The following is an 18,853-nucleotide window of genomic DNA, read 5'->3' as shown; positions in this document are numbered from 1 at the left end:
AACAATCGAAAGTGATTGTTACCGGGGACTTTTTAACGTCACCATTTATTCTAAAAAGCCACCGTGGCTAGTGACAACACTAATCACAGTGGCTCGTTGAATTTCTCGTTGCTTAGGGTTAATAGCCCTTGGTGGTAAAGTACCAATGAACCGAATCATTTTTACCAACCTTAGTCTGGTTCGCAGCCCGGTCGATAAACTTACCATTTACCTTATACTTCCAGCCACTCCCCGTTTTAATATCGTTTTGGGCTAGGCCGTTGATGCTACTAACGTAGAAAGCGACTCCGCCCTGATAAACTAATTTCAGCTTAGACGCCTTTAATACCGAAAAAGCGGTTGATTTAGCATTGATCTTTACCCGACCGTCAAAAAAGGTCTTGTGATAACCCGTGACCACTAAATGCACGGATTCAGCGGTCGTCGTTGACTTAACCGCTTTAGGCGTAGACTTAGTCGCGGTAGCCTTCGTCGTTGTCGTAGCCGCGCGTGAGGTTCGAGCCGTCTGAGACGATCGCGTCGACTGAGCCGATTGCCGTTTTTTAACGGCTGAAGTCCGCCGAGATTGCGAGTGTGCACTAGCTGCGGCCTGATGGTGTTGCCGCCGAGCCGTTGCTTGGTGCTTGGGTTTAACCCGCTTAGTGGTGGTCGACTGAGACGTCTGAGTCGACCGCACGTGCGCCATTGAAGACGAGGCCGATGTGGTCGCTTGGGTCGACGAGGACGTCTGACTGGATTGTGCTTGACGTTCGACTGCTTGATCAGCGCTGACAAAGTGTTGCACGGTAAAGGCCGCGCCAATCGTCAAGACCGTCACGACTAACGCCAGAATCACGCCCACTGACTTCTTCATCTTAAAAACCTCCCCAGCTGAATTTCAGGCCTAGTTAAAGCTATAGACCGGTGCACTACGGTAGCCCCGGTGGTAAGCTGCCGCGGCCATGCTAACTTGACCATAAGCCAATGTCATGCTGTAAGCGCCCTTGATACTGCCGTTCGCTGCAACGTAATGCCACATTTGCCGCAATGGGGTCGCCGTTTGTCCAGACTTCATCGCCTTGCGGTTGATGTACTGGAAGGTCGTCTTAGTGCTCGACAGTGCCAGGATAGCTTCAGCTGTCGAATTAGCGTTGGGATTTTCTTGACCGTTAAAGGTGTAGCCAAAGGTCCCACTCTTATAAACGGCCGTCTTTAGATAACCTTGGCCCTGCTTAATGGCTGTTTGCACGGCTTTAGTCTTGCTTTGCCCCATGGCTAAGGCGGTCAACGCCATTGCCGTGGTGTCACTATCCACGCTGGCTACGGTATTGTTGTAGGCCCAACCGTGGTTTGACTGTTGATTCTTAGCGATTGTCTTACTCAGACTCGTCTTGGAAAAAGCAGCCTTACTAGGTTTTTTAAACTTCTTATTAGACGCGACCGCAATTAGCGCTTGGCTTTGAACGTTGACTGTTTGTTTGGTCATCTTTTGCTGATAAAGCGTCTTGACCAGATTCAAATTCTTCTTAGCCCCGGCTGGTTGATACTTCGTGGGATTGACGCCGATAGCCTGTAAGCCAATGATTGCCGTTGCCAAGGTCGCTGGATCACTTTTAGCAGAGACCACCAGGTTTTTCTTCACGAGTTTCTTTTGGGCCTTTGTAAACTTGTAGCCGTGCTTTTTAAGCCCCAATAAGAAATCGGAATACCCCGCGGCTGCCCCGGTTGTAGGATAAGCCGATTTACTGAAAATCTTAGCCTTAGCTTTCAGGCCGTCCCGGTTGGTCTTCATCATCTTTTTAGCATATGTATAGGCTTTCTTTTCCTGACCGTTCCGATAACTTTTACTAGCCGTTTTGACACTCGCTGCACTGGCTACTGGAACTAAGGTCCCTAAGGTAATGACCGCCGTTAAAGTTGTTGCTACGATTTTTCTTGTCCGAAACATCCTAAATCACCCTTTATCCTAAAATTTTGTACTTAATCATGAGCCGATCCATCAGCTTGCGCCAGGGACGATACAGCAATAACAAACTAATCGCGTTAGTCGCCGCGTGCAGGCCATCGAATACGGCACTAGAAGCAAAGGCTAGTAAAAAGCTAGCCGGTCGTAAGGGGCGCACATAGGCCAAGGCATACCAGAGATCTAGAATCCAGCCATACCAAAAGCCCCATAAAGCGCCCCAGATGACCATGACCCAAAGCTGATCCTTCAAGTGTCCCCGTTGTAATAATCCGGTCAGCAGCCCCATCAGGCCCCAAGCCAGCATTTGCCAAGGCGTCCAAGGCCCCTGCCCTAAGAAGAGATTGGACACGAGGGCCATCATCGACCCCGACACAAAACCCAGTTCCGGTCCCAGACTAACCGCACTAACGATCACCACAAAACTGGTGAACTGAATATTGGGAATGGCCGCTAAGGGCACCCGTCCCAGGACGCCCAGGGCCACGATAACGGCTAGAAACACGAGTAACCGGGTTCCCATCTGCTGGTGTTCAAACCGCCAATAAGCCGGTAAAATACTGCAGGCTAAACACCCAAAACTAAACCAAAGATAATGTTGCCCCTTTAATAGCAGCATCATGATCAGTAAAATTGCCATAATACCGACCGCTAGGGATAAGCGTCCCCGCCAATGACCTTGTTGTACCGTCACGTTACTCACCTCCTTTCAAGGTTTGCCGCACATCCGTACTGAACAGCGCGGTCGGCACCTGATCTCGCAACAACCGATTGATTGCCGTGGTGAACAAGAAATTCTGCGTAAAAAACTGCCGACTTGTCACCGGTTGATTTAATTGGCCGGCAAACATAAACGTACACCGTTGCGCGTATTGAGCACAAAAGGCCATATCGTGACTGGCCATCACAATCGTCGTGCCCGCGGCGTGAACCCGCTGCAAGATCGTCCCTAACTGCCGTTTAGTCGTGGGGTCCAATCCCTTAGTGGGTTCATCCAAAAGCAGGAGTTGCGGACGCGTCATTAAGGCCAGTCCTAACCCGACTAACTGCTGTTGACCTCCACTCAAATCGAATACGTTTTGGTGGGCTACCGCCGTCAGCCGTAAGGTCGCCAACCACTGTGTCACCTGCTGTTCCGTGACGGGCGGATCCGCCAACCGGGCTTGATCCCGTAATTCTTCAATGACGGTTTTCCCACTAAACTGATCCGTTGGATTCTGGGCTAAATAGGCGACTGTCCGTAACCGTTCTAAATTTTTCATCTTCCAGACTAGCTGTTTGGCCAGCCAAACCTTGCCGTGTTCCGGTTTTAACAGTCCCGCCAAAACGGATAAGAGTGTCGACTTTCCTGAACCATTTTTGCCAATAATGGCGAGCCAGTCACCACGCGGAACGGTTAACTCTAAGCGCCGTAATACAATCTGATCGTCAAAGTGAACCAACAACTTCTTGACGGTCAATAATGAATCGTCCCGTGCGACAAGTGCGTCCTTAGCCCCTAAATTTGGACGCTGTTCAAAGCGATAACGCCGTTGCGCTAATAATTGCCGCCCGGTTGGGACCGTTAAAGGTAACGGTCGTGTTTCTAAGTGATGTTGCAGAAAAAATTGTGGAATCGGCGGGACAAAGTCCGCTAGTTCCGGTAGCGCTGTCATTTTTTCTAGACCGGCCGACACGTTGCCATCGTAAATAATGCTTCCCGACTGCAAAACCACTAAGCGATTGGCGAGCGCCAGGACCCGACTTAACCGATGCTCCGTCAACACGATAGTAATCCCCAACTCGTCATGAACTTGTCGTAAAACATTTAAAAAGTTCTGGGCCGTAGTTGGGTCCAATTGTGCGGTGGGTTCATCCAAAAGAATCACGTCGGGCTCCAACGCGAGGACGGAGGCCAAGTTCACCAACTGAATCTGGCCCCCCGATAACGTTTTAATGGCCCGGGGCAGCAATTGATCTAACCCCAAGAAATTGGCTAATTCCGCAATCCGACTATTGATCTGCGTGGTGGAATAGCCTAAATTTTCTAAAGGAAAGGTGAGTTCTTCGAGTACGGTGGCCATAATGGGTTGGGTCAGGGGATTTTGCGCCACAAACCCAATTTTTTGTGCGCTGGTCGTTAAAGCCAAATCTTGAATAGCTTCGCCCTGAAACGTCACGGTCCCGTGTGCCTCGCCGGCGGGAACTAATTCCCGTTTAAACTGCTTTAGCAACGTCGTTTTGCCGCTTCCCGTCGCCCCCACTAACGTGATAAAATCCCCCGTTGCAATCCTTAAATCAACTTGCTGCAGGGCCATTTTTTTCTGTTGGGGGTAGGTAAATGAAAAGTTTTCCATTCGTATTAGTTCGCCCACAAGCGATACCCCCCTTCACCGATGATTGGCAAGAGAACCAATCCACTACTGATAATTAATAACGCAATGTCCTGCCCGGTTCCCCACACTAACTGGGTCAAATCACCAGTCCATCCCCAGCCTAACCATCGCAAACCAATAATCACCCCAAACCAGATCACGGAAAGGCCTAAAAACACCCCATCCGTTACTTGAAATTGAAACTGTTGATACTGGCTACGTTTATGTGCGCCAAATCCCCGGGCTTCCATTAAAACCGCGGTTTCCATCGCGTCAGAAACTGCGGTGACCAGGATGACCCGAAAAAGCCGTCCCAGGTTCTTCACGCGTTGGCGCAAAGTCCCCTCGCTGACCACCAAGTTCCGTGTTTTCTGAAAACGGGCTAACCGTTGCAACTTTTGGAGCAATAAATCGACCAGACGTAAGGCAATCGTCAGTAGCATCGCCAATCGTGGCACTACGGGAAACAACAAAAAAGTGAGTTTGGGCGTCACCAAGACCCCGTTCAGCAGGATAAACGTTAGAATCATTGCTCCCAACGATGCCGCCATCGTGAGCCCGTAAATCGTGGCACTCTCCGTTAACTGAAAGTGCAAGCTTCCCCAACGCATTTGCCACAAGACGTGCGTTCCACGCTGGTTCAACAGCAGATTAAAGACAACAATCAAGCCCATCATTGAAAGACTTCCCACCAGTAAACGGCGCACTTTAGTTCGGTTAAAATAAAATAAACATAGTCCCAAAACACTTCCAAACAAGCCGATAGTGAGGATCAGGTGATTAAACACCAGCAATAATGTAAAGAGTTCGATAAAGTACACCAGCACCGTTAAGGGATGTAACTGACTGAAAAAGCTTAGCTCACTAATAGTCCCGGCCTGCATACTGTCTCACCCTTCTTGCTTTGAAAACGTTTTCTTGAATAACTTTATCCTAACATGGCCCCATGATGATATCCTGACGTCTTCTACAGATTTTTGCTATCGCCAGCACGTTTTATTACTGAAATCGCAAAATTTTAACAAATTCAACAAGAAACCACTATCTTTAGTTCTCCGGTTGATTATTATTTTCAGAAACAAATTGTCCAATAGCATCATTAATCATAGTAACTAAATCTATGCCAACAAAAAAACACCAACCACAATCGGTTGGTGTTTTTTAATCACGTGCTTAGTTACGACGGCGTTCTGGAATCCGCGCAGCCTTACCGTTAAGTTCGCGTAAGTAGTAGAGCTTAGCCCGACGTACCCGACCTTGACGGATGACGTCGATCTTAGCAACTCGTGGGGAGTGTAATGGGAAGATCCGTTCCACACCGACACCGTTACTAATCTTACGAACCGTGTAAGTGGCTTGGATGCCCGCACCCTTACGCTTGATAACGACACCTTCGAATAACTGAATCCGTTCGCGGGAACCTTCAACGATCCGGGCGTGAACACGAACAGTATCCCCGGCACGGAAGTCCGGAACATCGTCACGTAATTGTTCTTGGTTGATCTTGGCAATTAATTGATTTTGGCGCATATTTTTTCTTTCCTTTCGCCAACATTCATTCTCAGGATTCGACAGCGGAATGTTGTTTCTGTGGCTAAACAGCCAAAAATAAGTTTAGCATATCTCAGAAGGCCTGTAAAGGTTAACTTCTTGACTGCTGGTCGCGTTTTTCCTCTTCTTCGATGCGCACGTCGGCCAACAAATGCTTCTGCTGCTGGGTCAAGTGCTGGTGGTCGATCAGATCCGGCCGCCGCAGATAGGTCCGCCGCAGGGCTTCCTTTTGCCGCCATTCATCGATCTTCTGGTGGTTCCCGCTGATCAGCACGTCCGGCACAGTCATCCCCCGAAAATCCGCTGGCCGCGTGTATTGCGGGTATTCCAGTAGTCCGGACGAAAACGAGTCGCCGGGCGCCGATTCGGCGTTACCCAGTACCCCGGGCAAGAGCCGCACCGTGGCGTCGATCATCACCATGGTCGGCAATTCCCCGCCGGTCAACACGAAGTCGCCCAACGACACCTCATCGGTCACCAGGTGCCGAATCCGTTCGTCGTAGCCCTCGTAATGGCCGCACAGGAAGGTCAGATGTTCCTCGTGGGCAAAGGTCTCGGCCACGTGCTGATCGAAGGTCACCCCCGCCGGATCCGTCAGAATCACCCGGCCCTTGGGCAGTCCCTCAGCGGCTGCCTGGGCCTGCGTGGCGGCTAGTGCGTCAAAGATGGGTTGGGGTTGGAGCAGCATCCCCGCGCCCCCACCAAAGGGATAATCGTCCACGTTACCGTGCTTATTGGTCGAGTAATCGCGAAAGTTGGTCACCGGCATGGTCAGATGGCCGTTTTCGATGGCCTTACCCACGATGGAATCGTGCATCGGCCCGCTAAACATATCGGGGAATAAACTTAAAACGTCAATTCGCATTAGTCGAGCCCCTCCATCAATTCGACCGTGACTTGGTGTTGGTCTAAGTCCACGTCTTTGACCACCTGATCGATCACCGGCAATAAGAGATCACTTTGCCCGGGCCGTTGGACGACCCACACGTCGTTGGCGCCCGGTGACAGGATTTCCTTCACCGTTCCCAGCTTGTCTCCGGCGACCGTGACCACGTCGAGGCCCACGATTTGGTGGTAATAGTATTCGCCCGGCTGTAAGTCGTCGGCCTGCAGTTCGTCTTCGGAGATCTTCAACGTGGCGGTCTTGAACCCCTCCACGTCGTTGATCGACGGGTAACCGGTAAAGCTCAACAGGTAAAATTGCTTGTGTTGCCGCACCGTGGCCACGGTCAGCTTGGTTGGTTGCGTGGCGTTGGGCATGAAGGCCCACAAAACGGCCCCCTTGGCGAACCGTTTCTGCGGGAAGTCGGTGGTCGCAATGACCCGCACTTCGCCCTTAATGCCGTGGGTGTTAACAATGGTGCCCACCGTATAATACGTCATGGTTCTACTCCCATCTGTTTTTGACTTTGTGCGTCGTTTACTGATCGAAGGCCCCGCACCAGGTCTTCGCGTGACTGATTTAATCGATGATACAAAAAACTCGAGGGAAACGTTGCCGCCTCACTCGAGAGTCTTTGTCGGGTGGTCATCAATGATGAGCCGAACCCGTTTATTGCCGTTGACGCGCACGCTATAGACGATTGTCCGAATAGCTTGGGCGACCCGGCCTTGCTTACCGATGACCCGACCAACATCGTCCGGGTGCACGGCTAACCGATATTCGTAGAAGCGGTCCGTTTCCGTGGTCGTGACGACCAGATCATCCGGGTGCTCCACGAGGGGGCTGACAATTGCAAGAATTAATGCCTTAAAATCGGTCATGGCTAATCACTACTTCTTAGTGTACTTAGCTTCGTGGTATTGCTTCATGATCCCGGCGTTCGAAAGTAAGTTCTTCACCGTATCTGAAGGTTGAGCACCGTTGTTCAACCAGTTCATGATGGATTCTTCGTTTAACTTAACTTCGGCTGGGTTCGTCACTGGGTTGTAAGTCCCAACGTTTTCGATAAACCGGCCATCCCGAGGGCTCCGAGAATCGGCAACCACGATTCGGTAGAATGGGCGCTTCTTAGAACCCATCCGCTTTAAGCGAATCTTTACTGACATGTAGACACCTCCTGTATTTCTTTCAACGTGTAATAATATACCAGTTTCTAGATATGATGTAAAGAGTTTTTTCTTTACACCTTAAAATTAATCGAACGGCCGGCGTAACCAGGCGATCACATCGGGGGTCAACGCCGCTTGGTGGGTGATGATCCACTCGGAGACCGCGCTGTAATCCGTGAAGTCTAAGACCGGTGCGTGGAACCCCACCGCCTGTAAATGCGCCACGAACCGCAGATCAGCGATACTCATCGGCGCCTGGTACAACGGATTCTCCTGGGCGTGACTGCCCCACTCGTCGTTTAAAATCGCCAGGGCGTTACGATACGCCGGCGTTTGTAAGAGGACCGCGCGAAGTTCGTCGGCCGTTAAAACTGTGCTCATGTCAGATTCCCCCTTATCGCTTGCAGTTGTGGGTCTTCGGCCAGGCTGATCACCCGGCCGGGCGCGTGCTGCACCGAAAATTGCGCCACGGGACTGGTCAGTAACCAGATAACGTCTAAGGCCAGCGGACAGGTCACCCGGGCTTCCCCGTAGCCGTCGGTCAGTAGGATCGCCAGTTGGCCCGGTCGACCGGCCATTAGTCGCGGTAACGCGTCAAAGACCGCCTGAAACCGCGTCCCGCCCCCACCGACGCGCTGCAGGTCGGGAACTCGTCCGGTCAGGGTGAAACTCTGGCGGTCGTGGAGTACGGTGTCGAACGGGTAGACCCGGATGCTGGCCGGATAAATCGCCAGTAAGCGCGTCAATTGGCCCAACAGGTAGGCAATCTCCTGGTTGCCCATCGAGCCCGACTCGTCCACGAAGATGCGGATGGTCTGCCAGGTCTGCACCGTTTGGCCCGGCAACTCCATGCGTTGCGGTTGCCGGCGGTTGAACCGCCCGTACGCCGGCTGGCGCCCCGCCGGCACCTGGCCTAACTGGCGCTGTAACAGCCCCTGCCAGTTCAACGGCTGAGTCGGCGGCGCCGGGGTCAAGGCCGCCTGGACCTGGCCCGGTAAGGTGCCGCGTTGCTTGGCGCTCAGGGCTTCAGCCGTGGTGGTCAGGACCTGCCGCCGCCATTGGTCCCTGGCGGCCTGATCCTGTAGTTGACCGGTCGCCCAGCCCCGGTGACCGTCGCGTTGGCCCGGTAGAGGCGTTGCCGTGGCCAGTTGCTCTGTCGGCCGCTTCCCCACGTGTTGGTTGGGCGCCGCGTGGGGCGTGGTCACTGCGCCATCCGCCTGCTGGGCCTGCCAGCGGCGCAGCAACCGCCAATAGACGGCCGAATCCTGTTTCGCCGCCACCGGTTGATCCAGTAACGTGTGTAACGTCCGGCTGGTTACGGCCCCGGCCGGCAAATCGTCGAGGTAGTCGTTGACCGCCGCGTCGGTGGCCCACCGCACCAGCGGCGCTTGCTGGGGCGACCGTAACGCCGTGGCGTAACGGTCCGGGTGATCCCAGACCAAGTGCAGCACCACGTGGCGCAACATCGCTAACCACTGGGCGCCCGTCCAGGCCGTTTGGGCCAAGGCCACGGGACTGACCACCAATTGCCAATCCGTGGGGCGGGCTCGCAAACCCAGCGGTGTGGGGCGGGCCTGTAAGGTCGTCGCTAGCTGGCTTAACACCCGGCCGTAAAACGGGTCGTGTTGAAGCAGGTACATCACGCTGGCTTGCAAAAGCTCCCGCGTCGCTGGGGCCTGCTGGTCGGCCGGCAGGGTCGCCAGCCGGCTTAATCGCGTCGAAAGACTCAACATCACCTACACCTCGATTTGACTGCTGCGTTTACCGATCTGGGTCAAGACCGCGTAAAGCTGACTGACGGCCGTCGTGGTCTGGACCTGCTGATACAGGGCCTCCAAGAGCCCCGGTCGTTGGGCCAGAGTCCGGGCCACCGCAAACTGGCCGTCCGGCGCACACAGCATCAGGAGCTGGGTAAACCGTTCGGCGTTGGCCGCGCGGGTCAGTGGCCAGGTGTCAACGGCCTGGAGGCACTGGGTCAACAGGCGTTGTTGCTGGGCCGGATTCAGCGTTTGAAAGGTCGTCACCGCCGCGTCTTGCGTGTAAAGTTGCGTCACGGTCAACGTAGGCCGTTTAGTCTGCACGTAACCGGCGAAGGCCGTCCCGACCGTGGCCCCCAGGTTCCCCACCAGGAGTTCGCGGACCACGGCGGTCGTGCCGAGGAGGTCTTGGTGCTCGAGTTCGCGCAATAACCGCGAGACCCGTGCCCAGGCCCGCGGCGTCGGCTGCAGGTCGGCGTCTTCCTGGTCGCTGGTCGGGGCCGTGAACAGGTCCCCGGGATTTTCCGTCAGGTAGGCGGTCACCAGCGGACTGATCCGCGGTTGCCCGTTGACCTGCGCTCGGGCCCAGGCCAGCCAGGTCGGCGTGTCGGCCTGCAGGACCAAACGGGTAGTCCGGTCGGCGATGGCCGCGTCCCCAGGCGTCACGCCGTAGTGGCTACTAGCAAATCCCCGCATGGTGGCGTCCGGGTTTTCCGCTAAGATCAAGTGGACCTGTTGCGGCAAAATCAGGCTATTGATCTGGCGCTGTAAGACCAGGTTCATCAGTTCGCTTTGCACCGCTTGGGTCCCCCGGTTGAACTCATCGAGAAACCAGATGATTTCGTCGTCGGGATGGGCCTCGGCGTACTGGATCAGACTCACCAGGGTGTGGGAGTAGCCGAATTGCACGTCGGCCAAGCGCCCGTAGTGGGCCGTTTGGATAAACGAGTCGCTGGTCAACGGTGGCACGGGGATCACCAGGTCCCCCTTTTCCACCAGGCTGACCACCGTGGTGAAGAGCTTGGCGTGGCGCTGCTGGGCCACGTCGGCCACCAGCGCGGACTTGCCGATGCCGGCTTCCCCCACGAGGGTGGGCACGCTACCGCTCGCTAGGACCACCTGCACCGCTTGTAAACATTGTTGGTAGGTTAAAGCCACTTTATCCGACCCCTTTCGTCAATTTCTTTTAAGTTAATAAACCTTGTACTAGTTAGCTGGGACCCCAACCTGCGTAGTTAAGCTCCCAGCTTAAAGCGCCTAATTACGCTCGTTATATTCGAGCGTGCGATTACAGCACGTTAAAAGACCGGAAAATTAAAGTTATCCTTATTCATTTTACTATACTCGACGCCAAGAAAGGGCGACAAAAGATTGATAACTGGCCAGCCTTTCTTTCAATCACGCCCCCGCCCGTCAAAGCGCCCGATTGTTGCGCCTTAACGGGCTAAAGCTAACTCGCGACCATTATTGCGACAACTGCCGTGAAGTCCAGTTGCCAGTCCCGATTATACTAAGACTTGATAAATGGAAACGGTTACAACGAGAAAGAGGCAAGGTCTTATGGCTTTAATGACGTTAAATTATTATTCTAATATTTTGGGTCGGGACACCGACGTGCGCGTCGCCGTCCCCGATGAGAAGACGTTGACGCGCTTTTCTTTGGCCGGACAACCCCGGCGCTATCCGGTGCTTTATCTCTTACACGGCGTCGGTGATAACGCCAGCGGGTGGACGCGTCTCACCAACGTGGAGCGCTACGCCAGCGCTGCCCAATTTGTTGTGGTCATGCCCACGGCAGAACATAGTTTTTACCGCAATGCCGTTTATGGCCCCCGCTGGTACGATTACTTTCAAGACGAACTCCCCTACCGCATGGCCAGTTGGTTGCCCATTGATCCCACCCGCCAATACATTGCCGGGATCTCAATGGGGGGTTACGGGGCCTGGTTACTGGGGTTAAGCGAGCCGGATAAGTATCGGGGAATCGCCGGCATTTCTAGCGTGTGTTCCCTGGAACACCTGAAGGTCGAAGCCCCCGCCGACATGCGCGGGATGTTTGGCCAGATCTATCGTAACGTTTTTGGCACCACCGATCCCCAAGATGCGCAATACGGTCTGGCCGCCCTGATCACCGACCACCTCTGTGCTCAGGCCGACCGTTTGCCCCTCCTCTTACAATACGAGGGACAACAAGACTTCATGTACGACGATAATCAGGCCTTCAAACGGCTCATGTTGACCCATCATTTGCCAGTCCATTACGCGGAATGGCCCGGTACGCACGACTGGCCTTTCTGGGACAGTGCCATTCAGCGAGTTCTCAAAGTCTTTCACGAAAGGGAGCAATGATCATGGACGTCGCCACCAAGCATCCGTTATTTGAAAAGGGAATTCAGTTTATCGCGGCCATTTTTGGCCCGGTCGTTAACGTCCTTTGCGCCGTGGGGCTCTTAAAGGGGGCCCTGACCATCTGTACCACGCTACACTGGTTAGCCCCCAGCAACAGTACCTATCAGGTGTTATGGTTGCTATCAAACGTGTTTTTCAGTTTTCTCCCCATCTTCTTAGCCTTTACGAGTGCCAAAGTGATCAAGACCAACCCGTTCACCGCAGTGCTCATCGCGGCCTTTCTGGTACAACCGCAACTCACCACGTTGTTGACCCACCACGCCACCTTATTTGGGGTCACGCTGCCCAACACCCGTTATGATTCAACGGTCCTGCCCATCATCTTTGCGGTCATTTTGCTCCACTTTGTCGAAAGCGGCCTGAAGCGCTACCTCCCAGAAGTGATCCAGGCCATGTTCGTCCCCCTGCTGAGTTTATTAATTGTCCTGCCAGTGACACTGTTTCTGCTGGGTCCCATCGGCAACCTGTTGGCGAAAGGCGTTACGCTGGGGTACAACAATACGATGGCGATTAGCCCCATTATCGCCATGGCGATCCTTTCCGGACTGTTTCCGGCCTTTATCATGGTCGAAATCAGTACCGCGTTAGCGCCAGTGGTCATCAACAATATTGCCGTTAAGGGAGATGACACGATTTTGATTTCACTTGGAATATGTCTATTTTCGTTGGCTGGGATGTCGTTAGCCGTCTACTTACAGGCCCAGCCAGGCAGCAAGACCCGTGCGGCGGCCCTTTCGGGAATCGTGACGGCGTTACTGGGAGTCGGCGAACCCGCGGTCTTCGGGGTGGGTCTGACTCATCGGCGGCAATTTGCGGGCAGCATGTTAGCGGCAGCCATTGGTGGGCTGATTGTGGGGGCCTTTCAAACCAAAGTCACGGCATTTATCATTCCCAGTGTCGTGACGATTCCGGCCTACATTGGTCAACCCGGTTACTTGGGCATCTTGATTGGGGCCCCGGTCACCTTTTTACTCAGCCTCGCCTTCAACAGTCTAGCGATTCAGCGGGTGTCCCATGTCAGGGCCTAATTACGAGCGGGTGCGCCTCAACGCCCGGTTTCCCGCCATGCTGCTCCTGCAGAATCTGACCGGCCAGGCCCGCACGATTCCCCTGCATTGGCACCGCAGCCTAGAACTAGATCTCCTAACGGCTGGCAGTTTAGACGTGACGGTCGCCGGCCAGACCACCACGCTGACCGCCCCGGCCGTCCTGGTGATCAATACGGCAACTTTACACGCGATGACGCCCAACACCGCCCGCATTCAGGCCATCACCTTGCTGATCTCTTATGATTTCATCAAACAAGCGCTCCCGGATTATGATGATTTAGCCTTTGACCTCCAGGGACGTGTGGCAACGGCAGCGAGGCTCCAAACTTGCTTGGCGCAAATCGGCGAGTGGTACCGGCGGCGCCCCAACGGCTATCAACTCCTGATTGGGGAGCAGATCGATCACATTCTGTACCTCCTCACCACGCAGGCGGTCGTCCCTCGTCCCATTCAGCCAACCACACAGTGTGATTACCGGATTCAAGCGACCCTGACCAGCTTGGACACGGCTTACCAGTTTCCGGTCAGCATGCGGCGCTACGCCGACCGTTACCACCTGACGCTCCCCTATTTCAGCCGCCTGTTTCACCGGGAGACGGGACAGTCCTTCCGCGAGTATCTCTTAAACCTCCGCGTTGAAATGGCGCAAAAACAACTGAGTCAAACCTCGATGAAGATTATCGATATCGCCCTGGCCAATGGGTTTGGGAGCGCCCAACGGTTGATTGCCGCCTTTGAAAAGCTCTACGGCCTGTCACCGACCCGTTATCGTCGGCAGGAACGCGAGCTGCGGCCAAACCGCTGATCGCCCATGAGTTGGCTCACGAAAAAGGCAGGCAGCAAATTCTCAAAATTGCGAGAATTTGCTGCCTGCCTTTTTTGTCACCTCCGCGCCATCACGGTCATTCAATCAATGGATTCGGCCGGTCGTGAGGCCCCGCTTAACGGGTGGTCACCTGTGGTAAGGCCCGGCGTTGAAAGAACTTGACGATTTCGACGATGACGACCATCAAGAGGCCGGCTAAGCCCACGATGCCCCATTGGCCCAGGGTCAACGTCGTCACGTGGAAGATGCCGTTTAAGCCCGGCACCAGGATCGTCATGGCCAGTAAGCCAAAGGCGATTACGATCGCCCAGTTGAAGAACTGGTTGCGCCACACGCCGATTTTAAACAGCGAGCCGTGGATTGATTTGGAGTTAAAGGCGTGGAAGAGTTGGATCAGCCCCAGCGTGGCGAAGGCCATGGTCAGCGCATCGGCGTGGGCCAGACTCGCACTCGCGTGTACCGGGAAGGTGATCGCCAGCCAGTACACGCCCAGCGTTAACGCCCCCTCTAGGAACCCTTGGTAGAGGATTCCGCTGAGGACCCCGCCGGAAAAGAAGTTCGACTGGCGGCCCCGCGGCGGGCGGTTCATCAGGTTACGTTCCAGCGGTTCCACTCCTAAGGCGATGGCCGGTAAGGTATCGGTCACCAGGTTGATCCACAGAATGTGCACGGGGGCTAAGATCTGCCAGCCCAGCATGGTCATCATGAACAGGGTCAAGACTTCCCCCAGATTGGCGGATAACAGGTATTGGATGGCCTTTTGAATGTTGGCAAAAACCTTCCGCCCCTCTTCGACCGCCACCACGATGGTCGCAAAGTTGTCGTCGGCCAAGACCATGTCGCTGGCCCCCTTGGCGACCTCGGTCCCGGTAATTCCCATGCCGATCCCGATGTCGGCGGCCTTCAACGCCGGGGCATCGTTGACCCCGTCGCCGGTCATGGCCACGACCTTTCCGCGTTTTTGCCAAGCGTTCACGATGCGGACCTTGTGTTCGGGCGCTACCCGAGCGTAGACCGCGTATTGGTCGACCGTCTTTTGGAACGTGGCGTCGTCTAAGGCGTCGAGTTCCGCCCCGGTCAACACGGCGTCGGTCTGCTTTGCGGTAATGATGCCCAACCGTTGGGCGATAGCCGCGGCGGTGTCACGGTGATCCCCGGTGATCATGATGGGCCGAATCCCCGCGCCCTTGGCTTCGGCGACGGCTTGGGCCACTTCCGGCCGTTCGGGGTCGATCATCCCCACCAGCCCGGCGAAAATCAGGTCCTGTTCGGCGGTGGCCGAGTCCAGCGGCGTCGGCACGGCCGGCACGACGCGGTAGGCGAAGGCCAGCACCCGAATCGCCTGGGTCGCCAGGTCGTGGTTGGTGGCTAAAATGGCGCTGCGTTGCGCCGCCGTGACGGTCGTGACCTCACCGGCCAGGTCAACGCGCGTGACGCGTTTTAAGAGTTCGTCGGGCGCCCCCTTGACGGCCACCAGAAACTGCCCGTCACTTAAGGGGTGGACCGTGGTCATCAACTTTCGTTCCGAATCAAACGGAATCTCGGCGACTCTGGGAAACGTCTTGAGCGTTTGGGCCACCGGAAACTGGCGGTCGAGTTGGTACTGGACCAACGCCGTTTCCGTGGGGTCGCCGGCCAGACCATCGGCCAGCTGTTGCGTGTCGTTACTCAGTAGCATGACACGGGCCAACGGATCAGCGGCGCGCAGCGGATTGTCGGCGGCCGGCACCAAGCGGCCGTTTTGGTAAACTTGTTCGACGGTCATCTTGTTTTGCGTCAGCGTCCCGGTCTTATCCGAGGCGATGATGTCGGTACTCCCCAGCGTTTCGACCGCCGGGAGCTTACGGACCAACGCATGACGCTTGGCCATCCGCTGGGTCCCTAACGCCAGCGTGATGGTCACGATGGCCGGTAAGCCTTCCGGGATCGCCGCCACGGCCAACGAAATGGCCGTCAGCAGCATGTCGATCACGTTGGCCGTCCCGCGCCAGAGACCCAGGCCAAAGACCACGGCGGCGATCACTAGGATCAGTCCGGTCAGGGCCTTCCCCAATTGGACCAGGTTGGCCTGTAGCGGCGTGGTGGTCTCGTCAGCGGCCTCGAGCATCCCGGCGATGCGCCCCACCTCGGTGGCCATCCCCGTTGCCACGACCACCCCGGTCGCCCGGCCGTAAGTCACGTTACTGTTCATGAAGGCCAGGTTGGTCCGGTCACCTAGGCCCAGGTCGTCACCGGTCAACACGGCACTGGTCTTTTCGACCGGCACGGATTCTCCGGTCAGCGCGGATTCCTCGACCTTCAGGCCCGCCACGTCAACTAGTCGCAGATCGGCGGGCACCACGTCACCGGCTTCTAATAGCACACTATCGCCGACGACCAGCTCGTCACTCTTGACGGTCAGCACCTGACCGTCGCGGCGCACCGTGGCGCTGGGCGCGGCCATGTCCTTTAAGGCGTTGATGGCCTCTTCGGCCTTGGCCTCCTGAAAGACCCCGAAGATGGCGTTTAAGATCACCACTAAGAGGATGATCACGGCGTCGACCAGCTCCCCGGTCAGCCCGGCGATGGCGGCCGCCACCAGTAATACGATAATCATCAGGTCCTTGAATTGGCCGATGAAGCGTTGCAATAAAGTCGTTTTTTTCTGTTGGGCCAGGGCGTTGCGGCCGTTACGCGCTAAGCGGTCCTGCGCACTGGCGGCACTCAGCCCCTGCTCACTGGTCTGTAACTGCTGATACACGTCAGCGACGGTCTGTTGGTAGAGCGGTCTTTTAGTCATCACGGTTCCTCCTAAATAGTCAATCACACGGTTACCGCGGGGTCCCATTTTCCGGTAAAAGAAAATGAGACCTACGCGCGTCCACCCTATGGTGAACACACATAAGTCTCACTATTTAAGACCATCCCGGAACGTCTTCTTGCTGACGAAATGGCCACAGACTCGCTGCTAGTTACTCCCTTATGAGTAAGTTTAGTATACCGGAAGCCGGCCAGCCTGTCTACTATTTACGACGCTTACGTTTCAACCGTTTGCGCTTGTTCTTCTTCATTTGCCGCGACATGCGGTTCATGGCCATCTTTTGCATCCGGCCGCCTAAGCCGCCGCCCATGCCGGTCTGGCCCATCATCTGTTCCATCCCGGACATGTTGCCCTTGGAGACCTGGTTCATCATCTTCTTCATCTGATTGAACTGCTTGATCATCCGGTTGACCTCGTGAATCGGGCGACCGGAACCGGCCGCAATCCGCCGCCGCCGAGACGGGTTCAAGACGTCGGGGTTGGTCCGCTCCTGTTCGGTCATGGAGTAGACCACGGCCTTCAAATGTTCGATGTCCTTGGGGTCCATCTGCACGTTCTTTAGGGCCGGGTTGTTGGCCATCCCCGGGATCATCTTCATCAAGTCTTCCATCGGCCCCATCTTTTGAATCTGACTGATCTGATCCACGAAGTCGTTAAAGTCAAACGAGTTTTCCTGAATCTTTTCGGTCAGCTCTTGGGCCTGCTTCTGGTCGTATTCCTGCTGGGTCTTTTCGATCAGGGACAGCATGTCCCCCATCCCCAAGATCCGTGACGCCATCCGGTCGGGGTGGAAGACGTCCAAATCGGTCATCTTTTCGCCTTGCCCGATGAACTTGATCGGTTTGCCGGTCACGGCGCGAATCGACAGTGCGGCCCCGCCCCGGGTGTCCCCGTCTAACTTGGTCAAAACGACCCCGGTAACGTCCAGCTTGTTGTTAAACCCTTCGGCCGTGGCCACGGCGTTTTGCCCGGTCATGGCATCGACGGTCAGTAAGATTTCGTCGGGGTGCGCCAATTCCTTGATGTTGGCCAGTTCGTCCATCAGTTGTTCATCGATCTGTAACCGCCCGGCGGTATCGATGATCACGTAGTCGTTATGGTTTTCGGCGGCCTGCGCTAACCCTTGGCGGACAATGTCCACGGGGTCCACGTCGGTTCCCAGTTGAAAGACCGGGACGTCGATGCCTTGGGCCACCTGGACCAACTGGTCAATGGCGGCCGGCCGGTAAACGTCGGCCGCGATCATTAACGGCCGCGCCTTTTCTTCGTTCTTCAGCTTTAACGCCAGTTTGCCGGCCGTGGTGGTTTTCCCGGCCCCTTGTAGCCCGACCATCATGATGATCGTCGGAATCTTATCAGACTTGTTTAAGGGAACCGCTTCGTCCCCCATGGTCTTGGTCAGTTCCTCGTCCACGATCTTGACGATCTGTTGGGCGGGGTTCAAGCCTTCGAGGACGTCGGCGCCCATGGCCCGGGTCCGGACCTGCTTGACAAAGTCCTTGACCACCGTAAAGTTAACGTCGGCTTCGAGGAGGGCCAGGCGAATCTCACGCATGGTTTCCCGTAAGTCACTTTCGGAAACCTTCCCCTTGCCGCGCAGCTTGCGCATTGCGTTTTGTAGTCGTTCGGTTAATCCTTCAAACGCCATTAAATTTGCCACCTAACTTTCATTGTTCTTCGAGATGTTCTAAGCCCGCCACCAGCCGGTTCAACGTCGCGTCGTGCGGATAATGCTGCGCCACGTAGGTTTGGATCTCGTCGGCTTGTTGGTTGCGCGCGGTGAATTCTTGATATAAATGTAATTTTGCTTCGTAGGACTCTAAAATTTTCTCGGTCCGCCGGAGATTATCGTAAACCGCCTGCCGGCTTACGTTGAATTCTTCGGCAATTTCACCCAAAGAATAGTCGTCACCGTAGTACAGTTGCATGTAATTGTTCTGTTTAGCGGTCAACAAGGGTTGATAGAACGCAAAGAGGGAGTTGATGCGATAATTCTTCTCTAGTTCCATAAAACCAAGCGCCCCCCTTCGGTAGTGTCACACTCTATTAGAGTACCGATTTTTAGCGCTTTCGTCAATTTTTTTCGCGAAAAACCAGTCCCAACAAAAAAGAC

General features: G+C 55.1%; 19 protein-coding genes. 3 read left to right on the top strand and 16 right to left on the bottom strand.

The features are described from left to right. Positions 1-118 precede the first annotated feature (118 nt). The 13 genes from FD38_RS11490 to FD38_RS11430 all read right to left on the bottom strand — a co-directional run bounded on the left by FD38_RS11490 (position 119) and on the right by FD38_RS11430 (position 10,814). Entirely contained in the window at positions 119-853 is a 735-nt protein-coding gene (locus tag FD38_RS11490) for a DUF4430 domain-containing protein (protein WP_057734363.1), read from the bottom strand. Positions 854-883: 30 nt separating this feature from the next. Further along, entirely contained in the window at positions 884-1,927 is a 1,044-nt protein-coding gene (locus FD38_RS11485; RefSeq protein WP_057734361.1) for a prenyltransferase/squalene oxidase repeat-containing protein, read from the bottom strand. 13 nt (positions 1,928-1,940) lie between these two features. After that, positions 1,941-2,582 carry an ECF transporter S component gene (locus tag FD38_RS11480; protein ID WP_057734402.1) on the bottom strand — a complete coding sequence of 214 codons (642 nt, stop codon included), beginning with the start codon at positions 2,580-2,582 and terminating at the stop codon, positions 1,941-1,943. Between the two features lie 55 nt (positions 2,583-2,637). After that, the gene (locus FD38_RS11475; protein WP_225430776.1) at positions 2,638-4,278 is read right to left on the bottom strand and encodes an ABC transporter ATP-binding protein; all 1,641 of its coding nucleotides are present in this window, start codon (positions 4,276-4,278) and stop codon (positions 2,638-2,640) included. A gap of 5 nt (positions 4,279-4,283) precedes the next feature. After that, positions 4,284-5,180 carry an energy-coupling factor transporter transmembrane component T gene (locus FD38_RS11470; RefSeq protein ID WP_057734356.1) on the bottom strand — a complete coding sequence of 299 codons (897 nt, stop codon included), beginning with the start codon at positions 5,178-5,180 and terminating at the stop codon, positions 4,284-4,286. 289 nt (positions 5,181-5,469) lie between these two features. Further along, positions 5,470-5,826: a 50S ribosomal protein L19 gene (rplS, locus tag FD38_RS11465; RefSeq protein ID WP_057734354.1), complete on the bottom strand. Its 357-nt coding sequence runs from the start codon at positions 5,824-5,826 to the stop codon at positions 5,470-5,472. Between the two features lie 112 nt (positions 5,827-5,938). Further along, on the bottom strand, positions 5,939-6,712 hold the full coding sequence (gene trmD / locus FD38_RS11460; RefSeq protein ID WP_057734352.1) for a tRNA (guanosine(37)-N1)-methyltransferase TrmD: 774 nt from the start codon (positions 6,710-6,712) through the stop codon (positions 5,939-5,941). Next, positions 6,712-7,230, bottom strand: coding sequence for a ribosome maturation factor RimM (gene rimM, locus FD38_RS11455; RefSeq protein ID WP_057734350.1), 519 nt, complete (start codon positions 7,228-7,230; stop codon positions 6,712-6,714). Before rimM ends, trmD begins: the two co-directional genes overlap by 1 nt. A gap of 120 nt (positions 7,231-7,350) precedes the next feature. Further along, the gene (locus FD38_RS11450) at positions 7,351-7,611 is read right to left on the bottom strand and encodes a KH domain-containing protein (protein ID WP_057734348.1); all 261 of its coding nucleotides are present in this window, start codon (positions 7,609-7,611) and stop codon (positions 7,351-7,353) included. A 9-nt stretch (positions 7,612-7,620) separates the two neighbouring features. Then, positions 7,621-7,896 (bottom strand): 30S ribosomal protein S16, encoded by a 276-nt coding sequence (rpsP, locus tag FD38_RS11445; protein ID WP_057734346.1) that lies wholly within the window; start codon positions 7,894-7,896, stop codon positions 7,621-7,623. Between the two features lie 87 nt (positions 7,897-7,983). Then, positions 7,984-8,280 carry a hypothetical protein gene (locus FD38_RS11440; protein WP_057734344.1) on the bottom strand — a complete coding sequence of 99 codons (297 nt, stop codon included), beginning with the start codon at positions 8,278-8,280 and terminating at the stop codon, positions 7,984-7,986. Further along, positions 8,277-9,632 (bottom strand): vWA domain-containing protein, encoded by a 1,356-nt coding sequence (locus FD38_RS11435; protein WP_057734342.1) that lies wholly within the window; start codon positions 9,630-9,632, stop codon positions 8,277-8,279. The genes FD38_RS11440 and FD38_RS11435 overlap by 4 nt, the downstream gene beginning before the upstream one ends. Before the next feature lie 3 nt (positions 9,633-9,635). Further along, on the bottom strand, positions 9,636-10,814 hold the full coding sequence (locus tag FD38_RS11430; protein WP_057734340.1) for an ATP-binding protein: 1,179 nt from the start codon (positions 10,812-10,814) through the stop codon (positions 9,636-9,638). Positions 10,815-11,216: 402 nt separating this feature from the next. Between FD38_RS11430 and FD38_RS11425 the strand changes: the two genes are divergently transcribed. The 3 genes from FD38_RS11425 to FD38_RS11415 are packed head-to-tail and all read left to right on the top strand — an operon-like array spanning position 11,217 to position 13,919. Then, positions 11,217-12,005, top strand: coding sequence for an alpha/beta hydrolase (locus tag FD38_RS11425; RefSeq protein ID WP_057734338.1), 789 nt, complete (start codon positions 11,217-11,219; stop codon positions 12,003-12,005). Positions 12,006-12,007: 2 nt separating this feature from the next. Continuing rightward, positions 12,008-13,093, top strand: a complete 1,086-nt coding sequence (locus FD38_RS11420; protein WP_057734336.1) for a PTS sugar transporter subunit IIC — start codon at positions 12,008-12,010, stop codon at positions 13,091-13,093. Continuing rightward, on the top strand, positions 13,080-13,919 hold the full coding sequence (locus FD38_RS11415; RefSeq protein ID WP_057734334.1) for an AraC family transcriptional regulator: 840 nt from the start codon (positions 13,080-13,082) through the stop codon (positions 13,917-13,919). The genes FD38_RS11420 and FD38_RS11415 overlap by 14 nt, the downstream gene beginning before the upstream one ends. Positions 13,920-14,055: 136 nt before the next feature. Here the strand turns inward: FD38_RS11415 and FD38_RS11410 are convergent, their stop codons facing one another. The 3 genes from FD38_RS11410 to FD38_RS11400 all read right to left on the bottom strand — a co-directional run bounded on the left by FD38_RS11410 (position 14,056) and on the right by FD38_RS11400 (position 18,749). Next, a complete protein-coding gene (locus tag FD38_RS11410; protein ID WP_057734332.1) occupies positions 14,056-16,719 on the bottom strand; it encodes a cation-translocating P-type ATPase in 2,664 nt (887 codons plus the stop codon). 223 nt (positions 16,720-16,942) lie between these two features. Beyond that, entirely contained in the window at positions 16,943-18,388 is a 1,446-nt protein-coding gene (ffh, locus tag FD38_RS11405; protein WP_057734330.1) for a signal recognition particle protein, read from the bottom strand. Between the two features lie 19 nt (positions 18,389-18,407). Continuing rightward, positions 18,408-18,749 carry a putative DNA-binding protein gene (locus tag FD38_RS11400; RefSeq protein ID WP_057734328.1) on the bottom strand — a complete coding sequence of 114 codons (342 nt, stop codon included), beginning with the start codon at positions 18,747-18,749 and terminating at the stop codon, positions 18,408-18,410. Positions 18,750-18,853: the final 104 nt, after the last annotated feature.

This window comes from Levilactobacillus zymae DSM 19395, from assembly GCF_001434115.1.
In the GTDB taxonomy this organism is placed as follows: domain Bacteria; phylum Bacillota; class Bacilli; order Lactobacillales; family Lactobacillaceae; genus Levilactobacillus; species Levilactobacillus zymae.
This window is presented reverse-complemented; position numbering and strand designations above follow the sequence as displayed.